Genomic DNA, 14311 nt, shown 5'->3' with positions numbered 1-14311 from the left:
TGAAAAATGCTGAATATATCGTCTCAAAAAAGCACAGACTTTACATGCTGTGCTTTTCTTTATTCAGGTAAAAATTTATTCCTTTTTCTGTATCCTCAATATAGCTTTCGGAAGGGAGGTTTACTATCAATGAACTAAAATAGAAATCACCCACACAACTAGAGGCATGGAGGGATGCTAACCACACAAAGGCATGGGAAGAAGCGACTCCTAACAAATATAAAATAAATAAAGTGATAGTGATAAGTGCGAAAGGGGCTAATAGGATGATGAGAAATTTACCCTTAGAATAAAAAGAATTAGGGCTTGTTGCGTATGCTAGGCCGTTCTTAAAACCAAATTTGACTTTTCCTTCTGTATTAAATATTTTGAAGAAAAATCCATGAATCAACACGTGGATGACAAGTATCAGGATAAGAGAGAGACTACCCCAAAAGAGATTCGACAGACGAAGTTCCACTGTTTGAGGCGAATTGAATAATAATGTCACAAATGTAAATAGATTAAAAAATAGGATCAATAAAAAAATAGATGCTATGTTCAATTTTTTTATTTGTTTTTTATCATCGATTAAGTTGATGCTTTTCAGTAATCGCATAGGTTTTACCGCCTCCAAGGTATTCAGCAATATGTAACAGCATTATATCAGTTTTACAAAGAATAGATAACTAAATGTAAAAAAAAACCTAATGAAAAGCTCATGCGAAGCTTTTCATTAGGCACATCAATAATTATTTACGTCACAGGAGGGATTCGAACCCCCGACCGTCCGCTTAGAAGGCGGATGCTCTATCCAGCTGAGCTACTATGACAGTTTCAGCAACAAAACCAATTATAAAAAAGCCGACACGTAATGTCAATTGATTTTCGCTGTTTTGTGCGTTTTTTCTTTTATAAAGACCTTGCCGAGATTAGCGGAAGATCTTTATAAAAGTCAAACTATTTCTAAAATTTATTTATTCTTTAGAGTCGATCGACACGTTTTCCTTTTCTTTCGTGATCAGAATCAGGCCATCACCTAATGGCACTAAACTGGAAGAAAGATCAGGATGAGTCATGACCACGTCCAAAAACTGATTCAACTTGCGATGGATCGAACGGTTTTTTCGTGGGATCTCTTCGATTGGATCAAGGATCGTTCCTGCTTGGAACACATCGTCTACCATCAGGACACCACCTTTTTTCAAAAGCCGCAAACATTCCGGTAAAAACTCGATATATTTTGCTTTAGCACTGTCCATAAAAATAAAATCATATGGACCAGACAATTCAGGCAAAATATCGGAAGCTTGTCCTTCCAAAAGTGTCACTTTTTTTTCTAAACCCAACCGCTGATATGTTTTTTTTGCTTTTTCGATCATCACATCGAAGCGATCAATCGTAGTCACATGACCGTCTTCTGCAATAGAACATGCCATCAGACTTGAAGAAAAACCGATCGCAGCTCCGATCTCTAAGATATTTTTTGGTTTCAGCTGTCCCATCAAAAATTGGAGGAACACAACAGTTTCATGAGGGATGATCGGTACTCCCTCTTGATTGGCTTCAGCTTCGATTGCGCCTAATTCGCCGGGTAATTGTTTTTGTTTCGTACGCATAAAGTTTACAAGCTCTTCTTTAACGATCGGCCGATGCATCATTTCATTTTTCACAAGTTTCACCTCTTTGCCATTATAGCGGAGAGAAGGGAATAACCGCAATTCTTTTTCGTTGGTTTGACCAATCAACAGGTCAAATTTAGGACAACTGCAATTTAGAAAGAAGACAGAACCTTTCCGACATTTTGCCAATCTGCTTCAATGACCGGTTGCAGTTTGCGATTATAAAAAATCGCTGCCGGGTGATAAAGAGGGATGATCATATAGCTTTCTTCCGTCCAGATATAGGCATCGTGAGAAGCGTTTAACCGTTGGATCGGATGCTGGATGATTTGCCCGTGAAACGAAGTGATCGTATAGTCTTTGCCTAGCAAGCGCTGCAAACCGATGTTGCCGACTGTAGCGATCAAAGGAGTTGATACATTTTCGATCTCGTAATCTAAAATGGGCGCATGAGCAAAAATTTCCCGTGCAGTCGGAGTCCGATTCGGGGTCGTGATCTCTGTTTCGCCGGTTCGTTTGTTGATCCGTTCTTTAACAGAATACGGGCGGCTGCGGACAGCGCTGGTAATGTAGACATCTGAACGGGAAAGACCGACACTTTCCAAACAGTTCATTAGCTCAACCCCAGCTTGTCCGCTGAAAGGAATGAAATTTGTGACCTCTTTTCGCCCTGGAGCTTCACCGATGATCATCATTTTAGGGCGTGCAGGTCCTTGACCTGGGACAAATCCTTCTAATTTAAAGCCAATCGAACGTTGGCGGACTTCAGACACTAAAGATTCAGGATATTCCATATAGACATTCCTCGCTTTCTGTTTTTAGTATACGTGGTTCTTTTGCAAAATAAAAATGAAAACTACGCGAAATAAATTGACGTTGCTTTCATTTTCTGTTAAAGTATTCTTGTTGTAATTGTGGACTCCACAGCTACAACCGCTCAGAACAAGTTTTTAAGCACGCAAGTCACTTGGGATGGCGAGTCTAAGTATATTATAAGGAGGTGCTGTTAAGCATGTACGCAATTATCAAAACTGGCGGTAAACAAGTAAAAGTCGAAGTAGGCCAAGCAATCTACGTTGAAAAATTAGACGTTGAAGCAGGTGAAAAAGTTACTTTCGACGAAGTGATCCTAGTAGGCGGCGAAACAACGAAAGTTGGCGCGCCAACTGTAGCGGGAGCAACTGTTGAAGGAACTGTTGAAAAACACGGCAAACAAAAGAAAGTCGTTACTTTCAAATACAAACCTAAAAAACATTCTCACCGTAAACAAGGTCATCGTCAACCATATACAAAAGTGGTTATCGATGCTATCAATGCATAATTTTTGCGAAAGAGAAGGTCGCATAATATGATCAAAGGGACATTCAAACGAAATGACTCTGGTCAAATTGTTTCTTTTACATTGACTGGACATGCCGAAGCAGGACCTTATGGCAGCGACATCGTCTGTGCAGGCGTATCTGCATTAGCGATCAGCGCGATTAACGGTATCCATGCTTTAGCGGGAACTGAGCCGATTGTAGAAGCGAACGAAAGCGAAGGTGGATACCTTCGTATGGAAGTCGTTTCCGGATTAACTCAAGAGCAAACCAATATCGAACAGATCTTATTAGAGAATTTGTTATTGGGGCTGCAATCCATCAAGGAAGAAAATAGCGAATATATCGAAATAAAAACCATTAAAGACTAATAGGAGGTGCATCTCATGTTGATGAAAATGAATCTGCAATTCTTCGCCCACAAAAAAGGTGGCGGTTCTACTTCTAACGGCCGTGACTCAGAATCAAAACGTTTAGGAGCTAAACGTGCTGACGGTCAAACTGTTACTGGCGGATCAATCCTTTATCGCCAACGCGGTACTAAAATTTATCCAGGTGTGAACGTAGGCATCGGCGGCGATGACACATTATTTGCAAAAGTTGACGGCGTTGTTCGTTTCGAACGCAAAGGCCGCGACAAAAAACAAGTATCTGTCTACCCAGTAGCGCAAGAAGCTTAATAATCACAATAAACAGTAAGAAGCCTTATGGAAATAAGGCTTCTTTTTTTGCGGGTCAAACCGTCTTGCTTATCATTCTTTTTCTGGATTGTTATACTAAAATAATAACAAGAAACTTTAGGAGGAAGAAGGATGGCAAAAGCGTTATTGATCGTAAATCCGAGTTCTGGCGGAGAAAAAGCGAAAACTCATAAAGAAATGGTAATAAAAAAACTGGAAGAATTGTTTGATGAAGTCGAAATCACCTATACTGAAAAAGCCGGTGATGCAACTAATTTTGCGAAAAAAGCCGCAAAAGACGGTTTCGACAGTGTATTTGCGATGGGGGGAGATGGAACCGTCAATGAGGCGATCAATGGTTTGGCTGGTGAAGAAAACCCGCCAAAGTTTGGTTTCTTTCCGTTGGGGACCGTCAATGATCTTGCACGAGCGCTGGGAATTCCGTTAGATTTGGAAGAAGCTGTTGAATCTTTGTCATTGGATCGAACAAGAAAGATCGACATTGGCAAGATCAATGAGCACTACTTCATGAACGTTGTAGCAGTTGGGGTGATTCCGGAAGCTGTCAATCAGGTCACGCCTGAAGAAAAAACGAAATTCGGCAAGTTGGCTTATTTTATTTCTGGGTTCAAACAACTAGGTGACAATCATAGCCATACATTTCATTTGGAATTGGACGGAAAAAAGCAAACCATCGAAAGCAGTACGCTGATTATCGGTCTAACCAATTCTGTAGGGGGATTTGAACAACTTCTGCCGGAAGCTGAGGTAGATGACAATCTGCTGCATTTGATTTATCTGAAAGACAAAAACTTCTTGCAGACAGTCAAGGCTGTTCCTGATTTATTAAAGGGTATTTCAGAAACAAATGCGAATGTAGGATACCAAACTTTCACTGAAGGAAAGATCAGTGTTGCAGGCGAGGAGACAGTTCCTACAAATGTCGATGGTGATGAAGGTGAAGAATTACCGATTCATCTCACACTACTTCCTGCTCATTTGGAAGTTTTTTGCTAAAACAGCGCGGATTTTTTAGAAATCTCAAAAAATGCTACTCAAAGAATGATTCTTCTCGTAAAATAGAGAAAAATCAAAAGTATCAGTTAAAGAAGGAAGCATTTATGAAAATACGGACAGCGACAGTAAAAGATGCGGAAAAGTTATTAGCGATCTACACGCCTTATATAAAAGAAACGGCGATCACCTTTGAATATGAAGTGCCTAAGTTGGAAGAATTTCGAAAGCGGATCGAACAAACACTTGTGCGTTATCCTTATCTTGTAGCAGAAACGGGAGAAGGAACAGTCGTCGGTTATGCCTATGCTGGTCCTTATAAAACAAGGACTGCTTACGATTGGACAGCAGAAGTCACTGTCTATGTGGATCAATCTGTCCGTGCGATGGGAATTGGTACCCTGCTTTATCAAGCGCTAGAAGAATTGTTGACGAAACAAAATATCGTAAATGCTGCGGCTTGTATCACGGCAGGAAACGATCAGAGCGTAAGATTCCATGAAAAAAGAGACTATCAACTGGTAGCTCGCTTTCCTCATCTGGGTTTTAAGTTCGACAAGTGGTACGATATTTTGTGGCTTCAGAAAACTCTCGCAAAACCTCAAGAAAAACAAGCGGCTTTTATTCCTTTTTCAGAATTGAATGATTCTCTTAAATAAGGGTGAAAGTACAGGTAGACAGCAAGAAACGATAGTTGAACGCCGCAATGATTAAATAAGATGACAAAACCGATGATCACAAAATAGATTGTCGGTTTTGTCATCTTGTTGTTAATAGATAACTCAGATACAATACTTACTATTGCCAAAAATAGTATTTGATTTATCGGACGAAGAAGTCGTAAAATAAAAGTTCAGTCTGTTTTTGACGACTGGATACAGTTATCGTTTAGGAAATAGTTTAAATTATGTAAAAAATCTTTCATAAGATCCAAATTGTGATACACTCATGAATACTGTTTGTCTGATTGTGTAAATACTGTATGCTCAATCTGTCTTTTGAAGGACTTATATACGTCTAATTTGAAGATAGATTGCAAACTAAACGTATTATTTTGACTAGTAATAGAAATGATGTAAAATGATACACTAGATACACTTTGATGTTAGAAGGGCATTATAGAAGGGAGTAACTGTGGATGACGAAGAGAATCGAGCGGATCTATCAATATGTTGTACAACAGACAGGTTCTTTTTCTGAATTAGATCTTGACGCGAATCGCGGCGTTACGACAAAAGAAGTTGCTGAAGTTTTAGATATTCAACGGACGAACGCCAGTAAGGATCTGAACGAGCTTGTCAGACAACAGCGATTGAAAAAAATCGATGGTCGTCCGGTGCGCTATGTGAAACAAACAGCGATATATACTACCCCTGTAAAAAAACGAGTTCCTAGCTATAAAGAGAATCCGCAACCCAAAGAATCTTCTCATCAGTTTGCCAAACCGCCTATTAACGCCCAGGATATTTTTACGCGAATCGTTGGGGCGAACAGCAGTATGAAAAACGCGGTAGAGCAAGCCAAAGCTGCGATTTTATACCCGCCTAAAGGGTTGAACTGCTTGATTACAGGACCGACTGGATCAGGGAAGACGTATTTTGCTCATGTGATGTTCCAATTTGCTAAAAGCAATCATGTGGTTGATGAAGATAAAGACCTGATCGTTTTCAACTGTGCTGACTATGCCAACAATCCTGAGTTATTGATGAGTCATTTGTTTGGGTATGTCAAAGGTGCATTTACCGGTGCGGATCAAGAAAAAGTCGGTATCATCGATCAAGCTGACGGCAGTATGCTCTTTTTAGACGAGATCCATCGTTTGCCGCCTGAAGGACAAGAAATGATTTTTTATTTCATGGATCACGGTACTTACAGTCGTTTAGGAGAAACTGGGAAAAACCATCATGCGGATGTTCGGATCGTTGGTGCTACGACAGAAGATCCTAGTTCTTCTTTGTTGGCGACTTTTGTTCGACGAATCCCTATCAATATCCAATTGCCTTCTTTTGAACAACGGCCGGCTTCTGAAAAGATCGATCTGGTCAAGATCATGGTGGCGCAAGAAGCCAATCGTATCCAACGGAAAATTTCATTGACAGAAGATGTGATCAAGGTTTTGATCGGCAGTGTCAGTTACGGGAATATCGGCCAATTGAAATCGAATATCCAGCTAGTTTGCGCCCGTGGATTTCTTAATCATATGCAGCATGAAGAAATCGCTATTACGATGGCGGATCTGCCAGAAGGGATACGGTCGGGACTGTCCGTTTTGGCCAATCGTCGAGAAACATTGGCGGAGTTATCGAAAATCTTGGAACCTAAGATCGTTATCTCGCCTAACGAGAATTTTTTGGAGATTCAAACGGATTCTTACGAATTGCCGTATAACTTATACGATATTATCGGGGACAAAGCCGCTTTGCTGAAAGCCGATGGACTGGATCAAGAAGCGATCAATCATTTTATCTCCACCGATATCAATATCCATCTGAAATCATTTTATAAAGATCATGGGTTTTCTTTCAATGCTGAGAACAAATTATCTGAATTTGTCGACCAAAAGATCATTGATGCAACGAATCGAATTTATGGGGTGGTTCGTCGAGAGTTGGGCTACGAGTTCCAACAAAATTTTGTTTATGCGATGAGCTTACATATCAGTTCGTTTTTGAAAAAAATCAATGATGGCGAGGAACGTCATACTAATGACAATATTCGCCAAATGGTAGCAGGATTTCCTAAAGAGTTCAGTGTGGCGCAACAAATCCGTAATTATATCGGTGAAACATTCGAAGTCGCGATCCCTGAAAGCGAAGCGTATTATTTAGCGGTTCTGCTGATTTCTTTGCGAGCGCATCAGACTGAAGGAAAAATCGGTGTCGTAGTAGCTGCTCATGGACACAGCACTGCCAGCAGTATGGTTCAAGTCGTTCAGCAACTTCTGGAAGTCGACCAAGTTGCGGCTGTCGATATGCCGTTAGATATGTCGCCGAAAGTCGCATTAGATAAAATCAAATCGGCTGTCGTTCAAGTGAACGAAGATAGTGGAGTCATACTGCTGGTTGATATGGGTTCTTTGGCTACATTTAATGAAGAAATCATCCGGGAAACCGGAATCGAGGTGCGCACGATCGATATGGTGACGACAGCAATCGTGTTAGAAACGGTCCGTAAGGCTTCCGTCTTGGGAACGGATCTGGATAGTTTATATGAATCGTTAACGAAGTTCCAAGGATACGGTCATGTCCTGACAGACAAAAGAAAAGATCATCGTACGAAACAGGCGATCTTGGCGATTTGTGCATCAGGCGAAGGGACAGCGCAACGTATCAAGGAAATCATTCAACGTTCGCTATCCAAAAAGCAAGAACATTCATTGGATATTCTGCCTCTTTCAGTAGTGAATTTGAAAAGTGAACTACCAAAGATCCAAAAAGAGTATCAACTGATCGCGTCGACTGGAATCGTGGATCCGAAAATCAACGCACCGTTTATTCCTCTCGATCGATTTATCGAGCAAGATGTTGGGACGATCTTGGATCAGATTTTATTGGAAAAAGATAGCAGTTTTGACGGTGAAGAGCTCCAATTGGATGATAAGCAGGCAACAGAAGCTGCTATCCAGTTTATGCAGGAAAACTTTACCTATATCAATCCGCAAAAACTATTTCGTCCGATTTGGAATTTTGTCGAAGAGACCGTTAAAGATGCGGGGTTCAATGAAAATAAATACGGATTGGAAATCAATTTAGCGTTGCACACTGCAGGAATGATCGAGCGGGTGCTGCTTGAACAACCCCTGAGTGTGGAACAAAACGTTTTAGAAGAACTGTATCAAGATGAGTTTTATCAACGGCTTCATCTTCATGTCCAATCACTGGAACGCTTTTTGAGATTGGAGATTCCTTTAGAAGAGGAATACTATTTGATGGAAATTTTAAAAACCCATCATGCGAAACAACTATTATCTGAAGAAAAATAGATACGGATAAATAAATAATACACTGAAACAGCACACAAAGATACACTGTGTTATTTTAGTGTATTTTTTTATTTGCTGATAAATTAAGGAATTATTAAGTAGTGTATCGTTTTAAAAGTTGGCACGATACTTGCTTATATATAAATGATACGGGAGGTGAGTAACAAAGTAAATGACAAAGAATAAAATTGTCATTTACAGCAGTGTTGTTAAGTAGGAGGTTTTGTGATGGGCATCGATATACGTTTAGCGCGTATTGATGATCGCTTGATCCACGGTCAGGTAGCTACTGCTTGGTCCAAGCAGACTAAAATCAATCGTATCTTGGTTATTAGTGATGAGGTAGCAAAGGATCAATTAAGAAAATTTTTGCTGAGTGAAGCCGCACCCCCAGGAATCAAATCGAATGTGATCACAGTCGATAAAATGTCTGAGATTTACAATAACGATTTATTCAAGGATCAAAAAGTAATGCTTTTATTTACCAATCCTCAAGATGTCGTTCAATTAGTCAAAAGGGGCATCCAATTGACTTCCGTGAACATTGGCGGAATGAGTTATACAGATGGTAAACAAATGATTACTAATTTTATTTCGGTGGATGCGCAGGATATTTGTTCATTTAAATATCTGGCTGAGCAGAATATTGAATTAGAGATCCGCAAAGTACCAGCTGATCGAAAGGTCTACTTAAGCGAACTGTTGAAAAAGGAAAAGTTGTTGTAGTTGGGGAAAATAGCAGTGGCGCAAACAGCCATTATAATTGTTGTTATTATTTTTGCACGTTGCTATTGGAAAAAATAGACAAATAGGAGGTATAAAGATGGTAGGAATTATCCTAGCAAGTCACGGACAATTCGCTGAAGGCATCTTGCAATCCGGATCAATGATCTTTGGAGAACAAGAAAACGTAAAAGCTGTTACGTTGATGCCAAGTGAAGGTCCAGATGATTTGAAGGCAAAAATGGAAGAAGCAATCGCATCTTTCGAAAATCAAGACGAAGTATTATTCTTAGTCGATCTATGGGGCGGAACTCCGTTCAACCAAGCAAACAATTTGTTTGAACAGCACAAAGATACTTGGGCAATCGTTGCCGGCATGAACTTGCCAATGGTTATCGAAGCCTATGCATCTCGTTTTTCAATGGAATCTGCGCAAGAAATCGCTGCCCACATTCTTGAAACAGCAAAAGAAGGGGTACGAATCAAGCCAGAAGAGTTGGAACCTAAAACAGCGGCGCCAGCAGCTGCAGGAGAAGCACAACCTCAAGGTGCGATCCCACCAGGCACTGTCTTAGGTGACGGTAAATTGAAGATCGTTCTTGCACGGATCGATTCACGTTTGCTTCACGGACAAGTAGCGACAGCTTGGACAAAATCTGTTTTACCAAGCCGGATCATTGTTGTATCAGATGCTGTAGCAAAAGACGATCTGCGTAAAAAACTGATCGAACAAGCTGCTCCTCCAGGTGTAAAAGCCAATGTCGTGCCAATCAGCAAAATGATCGAAGTAGCTAAAGATCCGCGTTTCGGTAATACGAAAGCATTGCTGTTGTTTGAAAACCCTGAAGATATGTTGGCGGCTATCAACGGCGGCGTTGATATCAAAGAAGTCAATGTCGGTTCAATGGCGCACTCTGTCGGCAAAGTTGTTGTAAGCAAGGTGTTGTCAATGGGTAACGAAGATGTGAAAGCATTTGAAGAAATGAAAGATAAAGGCGTTTCGTTTGATGTACGTAAAGTGCCAAATGACTCTCGCGACAACATGGACGAAATTCTTAAAAAAGCAAAATCAGAGTTAGCGAAAGCTTAAGCGACACCATATATTTAAATCAAATAGGAGGTCTATTATGTCTATTATATCAATGATTTTAGTCGTTGTAGTTGCCTTTCTAGCAGGGATGGAAGGGATCTTAGACGAATTCCAATTCCATCAACCCCTAGTGGCATGTACATTGATCGGTTTAGTGACCGGTAATTTAGAAGCAGGTATCATCCTTGGTGGATCATTACAAATGATCGCATTAGGTTGGGCAAATATCGGAGCTGCCGTAGCACCAGATGCTGCGTTGGCATCTGTTGCATCAGCAATTATTTTAGTTTTAGGTGGACAAGGAAGAGAAGGCGTTTCTTCAGCGATCGCTCTTGCTATCCCATTGGCCGTTGCAGGTTTGTTCTTAACTATGATCGTACGTACAGTAGCTGTGCCAATCGTTCACATCATGGACGCAGCTGCAGAAGAAGGAAACTACCGTAAAGTAGAATTATGGCACATCATCGCTGTTTGTTTGCAAGGTGTTCGTATCGCCGTTCCAGCAGCAGCATTGCTATTCATTCCAGCTGATACAGTTCGTTCCGCATTGGAATCCATGCCTGCATGGTTAACAGACGGAATGGCAATCGGCGGGGGCATGGTCGTAGCCGTTGGTTATGCAATGGTTATCAACATGATGGCTACTAAAGAAGTATGGCCATTCTTCGTTATCGGTTTCGTAGTTGCCGCAATTTCACAATTAACATTGATCGCATTAGGTGCATTGGCTGTTGCCATCGCATTGATCTACTTGAACTTGACAAAAATGGGCGGTTCTTCAAATGGCGGCGGAGGCAGCAATACTGGTGACCCTCTAGGCGACATTTTGAATGACTACTAATCTTGAAGGAGGAGAAAATAATGGCAGAAAAAATCACTTTATCTAAAAAAGATCGTTTAGCCGTTGCATGGCGTTCTACCTTCATTCAAGGATCATGGAACTATGAACGGATGCAAAATGGTGGTTGGGCATTTTCATTGATCCCAGCAATCAAAAAATTATACAAAACAAAAGAAGAACGTTCCGCAGCGTTGAAACGCCACTTGGAATTCTTCAATACACACCCATACATTGCTTCACCAATCCTTGGGGTTACTTTAGCACTTGAAGAAGAACGTGCTAATGGTGCACCAGTTGATGATGTAGCGATCCAAGGGGTTAAAGTTGGGATGATGGGACCTTTGGCCGGTGTCGGTGACCCAGTTTTCTGGTTTACTGTTCGTCCAATGCTTGGAGCATTAGGTGCTTCTCTAGCGTTAGCCGGTAACATTTTAGGACCAATTATCTTCTTCGTAGCTTGGAATATCATCCGTTGGGCATTCATGTGGTACACTCAAGAATTTGGTTACAAAGCCGGTTCTAAAATCACAGATGACCTTTCTGGCGGTTTATTGCAAGATGTAACAAAAGGTGCATCCATTTTAGGGATGTTCGTGTTGGGTGCATTGGTTCAACGTTGGGTATCCATCAAATTTGCGCCAACAGTTTCAGAAGTGAAACTGGATCAAGGTGCTTATGTTGAATGGGACAAATTGGATCAAGGCAGCAAAGGATTGCAACAAGCGTTCCAAGAAGTTGCTTCTGGTAAAGCATTGTCTAATGTTAAAGTAACAACTTTACAAGACAACTTGGATCAATTGATCCCTGGATTAGCAGCTGTGCTGTTGACATTGTTATGTATGTGGCTTCTTAAGAAAAAAGTTTCTCCAATCATCATCATTCTTGGCTTATTCGTAGTCGGTGTGGTTGGACACGTAATCGGTTTGTTATAAAAATCGAAAGAATTCATTCAGGCTGGATCGCTGCGGGAAAACGTCAGCGATCCAGTCTTTCTTTTTGACAGAAAATCGTAAAAAGATTGGATTTATCGTATAATAGAAATGAAAATCAGGATGGAGGAGATAGGATGGTTCAATCACTCAATAAAACAGTGGATCTTACAATTGACGCTACGTCATTTATGGGAGTCAACGAATATGGTCAAATTATGATTGGTGATCAAGCTTTCGAATTTTACAATAGCCGTGATACTAGAAAGTATATCCAGATTCCCTGGGAAGAAGTCGATTACGTTATCGCATCGGTCATGTTCAAAGGAAAATGGATCCCGCGTTATGCGATACAAACGAAAAAAAGCGGAACGTATACCTTTGCTTCAAAAGAACCAAAAAAAGTATTGCGAGCGATTCGCGAGTATGTTGATCCAGATCGCATGGTGCGTTCTCTTGGGTTCTTCGATGTGATCAAACGCTCGATTCAAGCTCGCCGAAAAAAATAAAGGTACCGGCTTTCTCAGACAGAAAATAGAGAACTATTAAAAAAGGGAGGAATAGAGATGCACTTTTTATGGACATTGATCGTAGGCGCATTGATTGGAACGATCGCCGGAATGATTACTGGAGAGAAACGAGGTTGTTTGTTCGATATCATTGCAGGACTGGTAGGATCAATGATCGGACAGTCTCTGTTCAGCGAATGGGGACCGCAAGTAGCAGGTATGGCGCTTATACCTTCTATCCTTGGTGCTGTCATTTTTGTTGCAGTGATCTCCTTCTTTTTTGGCCGTTCTCATAAATAGATCGTTCTATCTTGGAAGTTTCTTAGGAAGCTTCTTTTTTAGATAGAAAAAGAATTTTTCCGCTTTTCTGAATATTTTGTTATACTGATAGAGAAACAAATAGAAAGAGGGAATCATCGAATGATGTTACGAGTTGAAAAATTGCGGGAAGCAATGAAAAAAGAAAACGTAGATGGTTTTTTAGTTACAAGTCCATACAATCTGCGCTATCTTACGAATTTCACAGGAACAACAGGGTTAGCAGTGATCACATTAGATAAAGCCTTTTTTGTCACTGACTTTCGGTATACAGAACAAGCCGCAGCGCAAGCGCAAGGTTATGAGATCGTGAAAAATACCGGACCGATCTTGGAAGAAGTCGCAACACTTTGCGCTAAAGAAGAAATCAACGCATTGGCGTTTGAAGAAAGCCATGTAAGTTTTGCCGAATATTCCGTATTGGAAGAAATCATTGAAGAAACAGATCTGATTCCGGTTTCCGGTTTGATCGAAAACCTGCGGGAAGTAAAAGACGAAGATGAGATCGCATTGATCCAACAAGCATGTCACATTGCAGATCAAGGCTTTGATCATATCTTGAAGATGATCCGTCCGGGAATGACAGAAATCGAAGTAGCCAATCAATTGGATTTCTTCATGCGTTCATTAGGAGCGACAAGTGTTTCTTTTGATACGATCGTTGCCAGCGGCTTGCGTTCAGCGATGCCTCACGGAGTTGCCAGCGACAAAGTGATCGAACAGGGAGATTTGATCACGCTAGATTTCGGCTGTTACTACAAAGGCTATGTTTCTGATATGACACGGACCTTTGCGGTGGGAGATCCTGGCGAAAAATTAAAAGAAATCTATCAAGTTGTTCTAGAAGCGCAATTGAAAGTGATCGAAGCGGCTAAACCAGGTATGTCAGGGATCCAATTGGATGCAGTAGCAAGAGATCATATCGCGGCTGCCGGTTACGGCGAAGCATTCGGTCATTCTACCGGTCATGGTATCGGTCTGGAGATCCATGAAGGTCCAAATGTTTCCTTCCGTGCGGAAAAACAATTTGTGCCAGGCAACGTGATCACCGATGAACCAGGTATTTATTTGCCAGGAATCGGCGGTGTCCGGATCGAAGACGATCTATTGATCACTTCAGAAGGAAACACTGTTTTGACTCATTCACCAAAAGAATTGATCATCTTATAAAAGATGAGCTGAAAGAAGCAGCCCTCGTTTTTTGAGGACTGCTTTTTGTTTTCTGAAAAATTTCAAAATATGTCGAACAGAAAAGGGAAGAAATGAAATTTTCTGAAACCTAAAACGGCGTATAATAAATCTATC

General features: G+C 40.8%; 16 protein-coding genes, 1 tRNA gene and 1 other annotated feature. Of the genes, 13 read left to right on the top strand and 4 right to left on the bottom strand.

Annotated features, from left to right (window positions below):
* Positions 1 to 40 precede the first annotated feature (40 nt).
* From EFB00_RS02560 to EFB00_RS02545, 4 genes are all read right to left on the bottom strand, one after another.
* A complete protein-coding gene (locus tag EFB00_RS02560; RefSeq protein ID WP_122645367.1) occupies positions 41 to 598 on the bottom strand; it encodes a DUF3267 domain-containing protein in 558 nt (185 codons plus the stop codon).
* A 140-nt stretch (positions 599 to 738) separates the two neighbouring features.
* Positions 739 to 812, bottom strand: a tRNA-Arg gene (locus EFB00_RS02555).
* A gap of 144 nt (positions 813 to 956) precedes the next feature.
* Positions 957 to 1652: an O-methyltransferase gene (locus EFB00_RS02550; RefSeq protein WP_122645366.1), complete on the bottom strand. Its 696-nt coding sequence runs from the start codon at positions 1650 to 1652 to the stop codon at positions 957 to 959.
* Between the two features lie 101 nt (positions 1653 to 1753).
* Complete coding sequence (locus EFB00_RS02545; RefSeq protein ID WP_122645365.1) at positions 1754 to 2395, bottom strand: uracil-DNA glycosylase; 642 nt, start codon at positions 2393 to 2395, stop codon at positions 1754 to 1756.
* Between the two features lie 127 nt (positions 2396 to 2522).
* Positions 2523 to 2594, top strand: a sequence feature (ribosomal protein L21 leader region).
* Positions 2595 to 2613: 19 nt separating this feature from the next.
* Here EFB00_RS02545 and rplU point away from each other — a divergent pair.
* The 13 genes from rplU (at position 2614) to EFB00_RS02480 (ending at position 14176) form a co-directional block, all read left to right on the top strand.
* Positions 2614 to 2922, top strand: coding sequence for a 50S ribosomal protein L21 (gene rplU / locus EFB00_RS02540; protein ID WP_122645364.1), 309 nt, complete (start codon positions 2614 to 2616; stop codon positions 2920 to 2922).
* Positions 2923 to 2949: 27 nt separating this feature from the next.
* The gene (locus tag EFB00_RS02535) at positions 2950 to 3291 is read left to right on the top strand and encodes a ribosomal-processing cysteine protease Prp (protein ID WP_122645363.1); all 342 of its coding nucleotides are present in this window, start codon (positions 2950 to 2952) and stop codon (positions 3289 to 3291) included.
* Between the two features lie 15 nt (positions 3292 to 3306).
* Positions 3307 to 3600, top strand: a complete 294-nt coding sequence (rpmA, locus tag EFB00_RS02530; RefSeq protein ID WP_048604848.1) for a 50S ribosomal protein L27 — start codon at positions 3307 to 3309, stop codon at positions 3598 to 3600.
* Between the two features lie 132 nt (positions 3601 to 3732).
* The gene (locus EFB00_RS02525; RefSeq protein WP_122645362.1) at positions 3733 to 4617 is read left to right on the top strand and encodes a diacylglycerol/lipid kinase family protein; all 885 of its coding nucleotides are present in this window, start codon (positions 3733 to 3735) and stop codon (positions 4615 to 4617) included.
* 104 nt (positions 4618 to 4721) lie between these two features.
* Positions 4722 to 5273 carry a GNAT family N-acetyltransferase gene (locus EFB00_RS02520; RefSeq protein WP_122645361.1) on the top strand — a complete coding sequence of 184 codons (552 nt, stop codon included), beginning with the start codon at positions 4722 to 4724 and terminating at the stop codon, positions 5271 to 5273.
* A gap of 479 nt (positions 5274 to 5752) precedes the next feature.
* Complete coding sequence (locus EFB00_RS02515) at positions 5753 to 8596, top strand: sigma-54-dependent transcriptional regulator (RefSeq protein ID WP_122645360.1); 2844 nt, start codon at positions 5753 to 5755, stop codon at positions 8594 to 8596.
* A 234-nt stretch (positions 8597 to 8830) separates the two neighbouring features.
* Complete coding sequence (locus EFB00_RS02510; protein ID WP_206423485.1) at positions 8831 to 9322, top strand: mannose/fructose/sorbose PTS transporter subunit IIB; 492 nt, start codon at positions 8831 to 8833, stop codon at positions 9320 to 9322.
* A 97-nt stretch (positions 9323 to 9419) separates the two neighbouring features.
* Entirely contained in the window at positions 9420 to 10409 is a 990-nt protein-coding gene (locus EFB00_RS02505) for a mannose/fructose/sorbose PTS transporter subunit IIB (protein WP_122645358.1), read from the top strand.
* Positions 10410 to 10446: 37 nt separating this feature from the next.
* On the top strand, positions 10447 to 11250 hold the full coding sequence (locus EFB00_RS02500; RefSeq protein ID WP_122645357.1) for a PTS mannose/fructose/sorbose transporter subunit IIC: 804 nt from the start codon (positions 10447 to 10449) through the stop codon (positions 11248 to 11250).
* 20 nt (positions 11251 to 11270) lie between these two features.
* Complete coding sequence (locus EFB00_RS02495) at positions 11271 to 12182, top strand: PTS system mannose/fructose/sorbose family transporter subunit IID (protein ID WP_122645356.1); 912 nt, start codon at positions 11271 to 11273, stop codon at positions 12180 to 12182.
* 134 nt (positions 12183 to 12316) lie between these two features.
* Positions 12317 to 12688 carry a DUF956 family protein gene (locus EFB00_RS02490; RefSeq protein ID WP_122645355.1) on the top strand — a complete coding sequence of 124 codons (372 nt, stop codon included), beginning with the start codon at positions 12317 to 12319 and terminating at the stop codon, positions 12686 to 12688.
* 57 nt (positions 12689 to 12745) lie between these two features.
* A complete protein-coding gene (locus tag EFB00_RS02485) occupies positions 12746 to 12988 on the top strand; it encodes a GlsB/YeaQ/YmgE family stress response membrane protein (RefSeq protein WP_122645354.1) in 243 nt (80 codons plus the stop codon).
* 120 nt (positions 12989 to 13108) lie between these two features.
* Complete coding sequence (locus EFB00_RS02480) at positions 13109 to 14176, top strand: M24 family metallopeptidase (RefSeq protein ID WP_206423456.1); 1068 nt, start codon at positions 13109 to 13111, stop codon at positions 14174 to 14176.
* Positions 14177 to 14311 lie beyond the last annotated feature (135 nt).

The sequence above is a fragment of the Enterococcus mediterraneensis genome, assembly GCF_900604485.1.
GTDB lineage: Bacteria > Bacillota > Bacilli > Lactobacillales > Enterococcaceae > Enterococcus_C > Enterococcus_C mediterraneensis.
This window is presented reverse-complemented; position numbering and strand designations above follow the sequence as displayed.

Excerpts from the sequence above, each read along its gene's own strand:
- rplU (WP_122645364.1), top strand. The coding sequence starts at position 2,614 with ATGTACGCAATTATCAAAACTGGCGGTAAACAAGTAAAAGTCGAAGTA.
- EFB00_RS02545 (WP_122645365.1), bottom strand. The coding sequence starts at position 2,395 with ATGGAATATCCTGAATCTTTAGTGTCTGAAGTCCGCCAACGTTCGATT.
- EFB00_RS02520 (WP_122645361.1), top strand. The coding sequence starts at position 4,722 with ATGAAAATACGGACAGCGACAGTAAAAGATGCGGAAAAGTTATTAGCG.
- rpmA (WP_048604848.1), top strand. The coding sequence starts at position 3,307 with ATGTTGATGAAAATGAATCTGCAATTCTTCGCCCACAAAAAAGGTGGC.
- EFB00_RS02560 (WP_122645367.1), bottom strand. The coding sequence starts at position 598 with ATGCGATTACTGAAAAGCATCAACTTAATCGATGATAAAAAACAAATA.
- EFB00_RS02535 (WP_122645363.1), top strand. The coding sequence starts at position 2,950 with ATGATCAAAGGGACATTCAAACGAAATGACTCTGGTCAAATTGTTTCT.
- EFB00_RS02505 (WP_122645358.1), top strand. The coding sequence starts at position 9,420 with ATGGTAGGAATTATCCTAGCAAGTCACGGACAATTCGCTGAAGGCATC.
- EFB00_RS02495 (WP_122645356.1), top strand. The coding sequence starts at position 11,271 with ATGGCAGAAAAAATCACTTTATCTAAAAAAGATCGTTTAGCCGTTGCA.
- EFB00_RS02515 (WP_122645360.1), top strand. The coding sequence starts at position 5,753 with ATGACGAAGAGAATCGAGCGGATCTATCAATATGTTGTACAACAGACA.
- EFB00_RS02480 (WP_206423456.1), top strand. The coding sequence starts at position 13,109 with ATGATGTTACGAGTTGAAAAATTGCGGGAAGCAATGAAAAAAGAAAAC.
- EFB00_RS02490 (WP_122645355.1), top strand. The coding sequence starts at position 12,317 with ATGGTTCAATCACTCAATAAAACAGTGGATCTTACAATTGACGCTACG.
- EFB00_RS02500 (WP_122645357.1), top strand. The coding sequence starts at position 10,447 with ATGTCTATTATATCAATGATTTTAGTCGTTGTAGTTGCCTTTCTAGCA.
- EFB00_RS02525 (WP_122645362.1), top strand. The coding sequence starts at position 3,733 with ATGGCAAAAGCGTTATTGATCGTAAATCCGAGTTCTGGCGGAGAAAAA.
- EFB00_RS02485 (WP_122645354.1), top strand. The coding sequence starts at position 12,746 with ATGCACTTTTTATGGACATTGATCGTAGGCGCATTGATTGGAACGATC.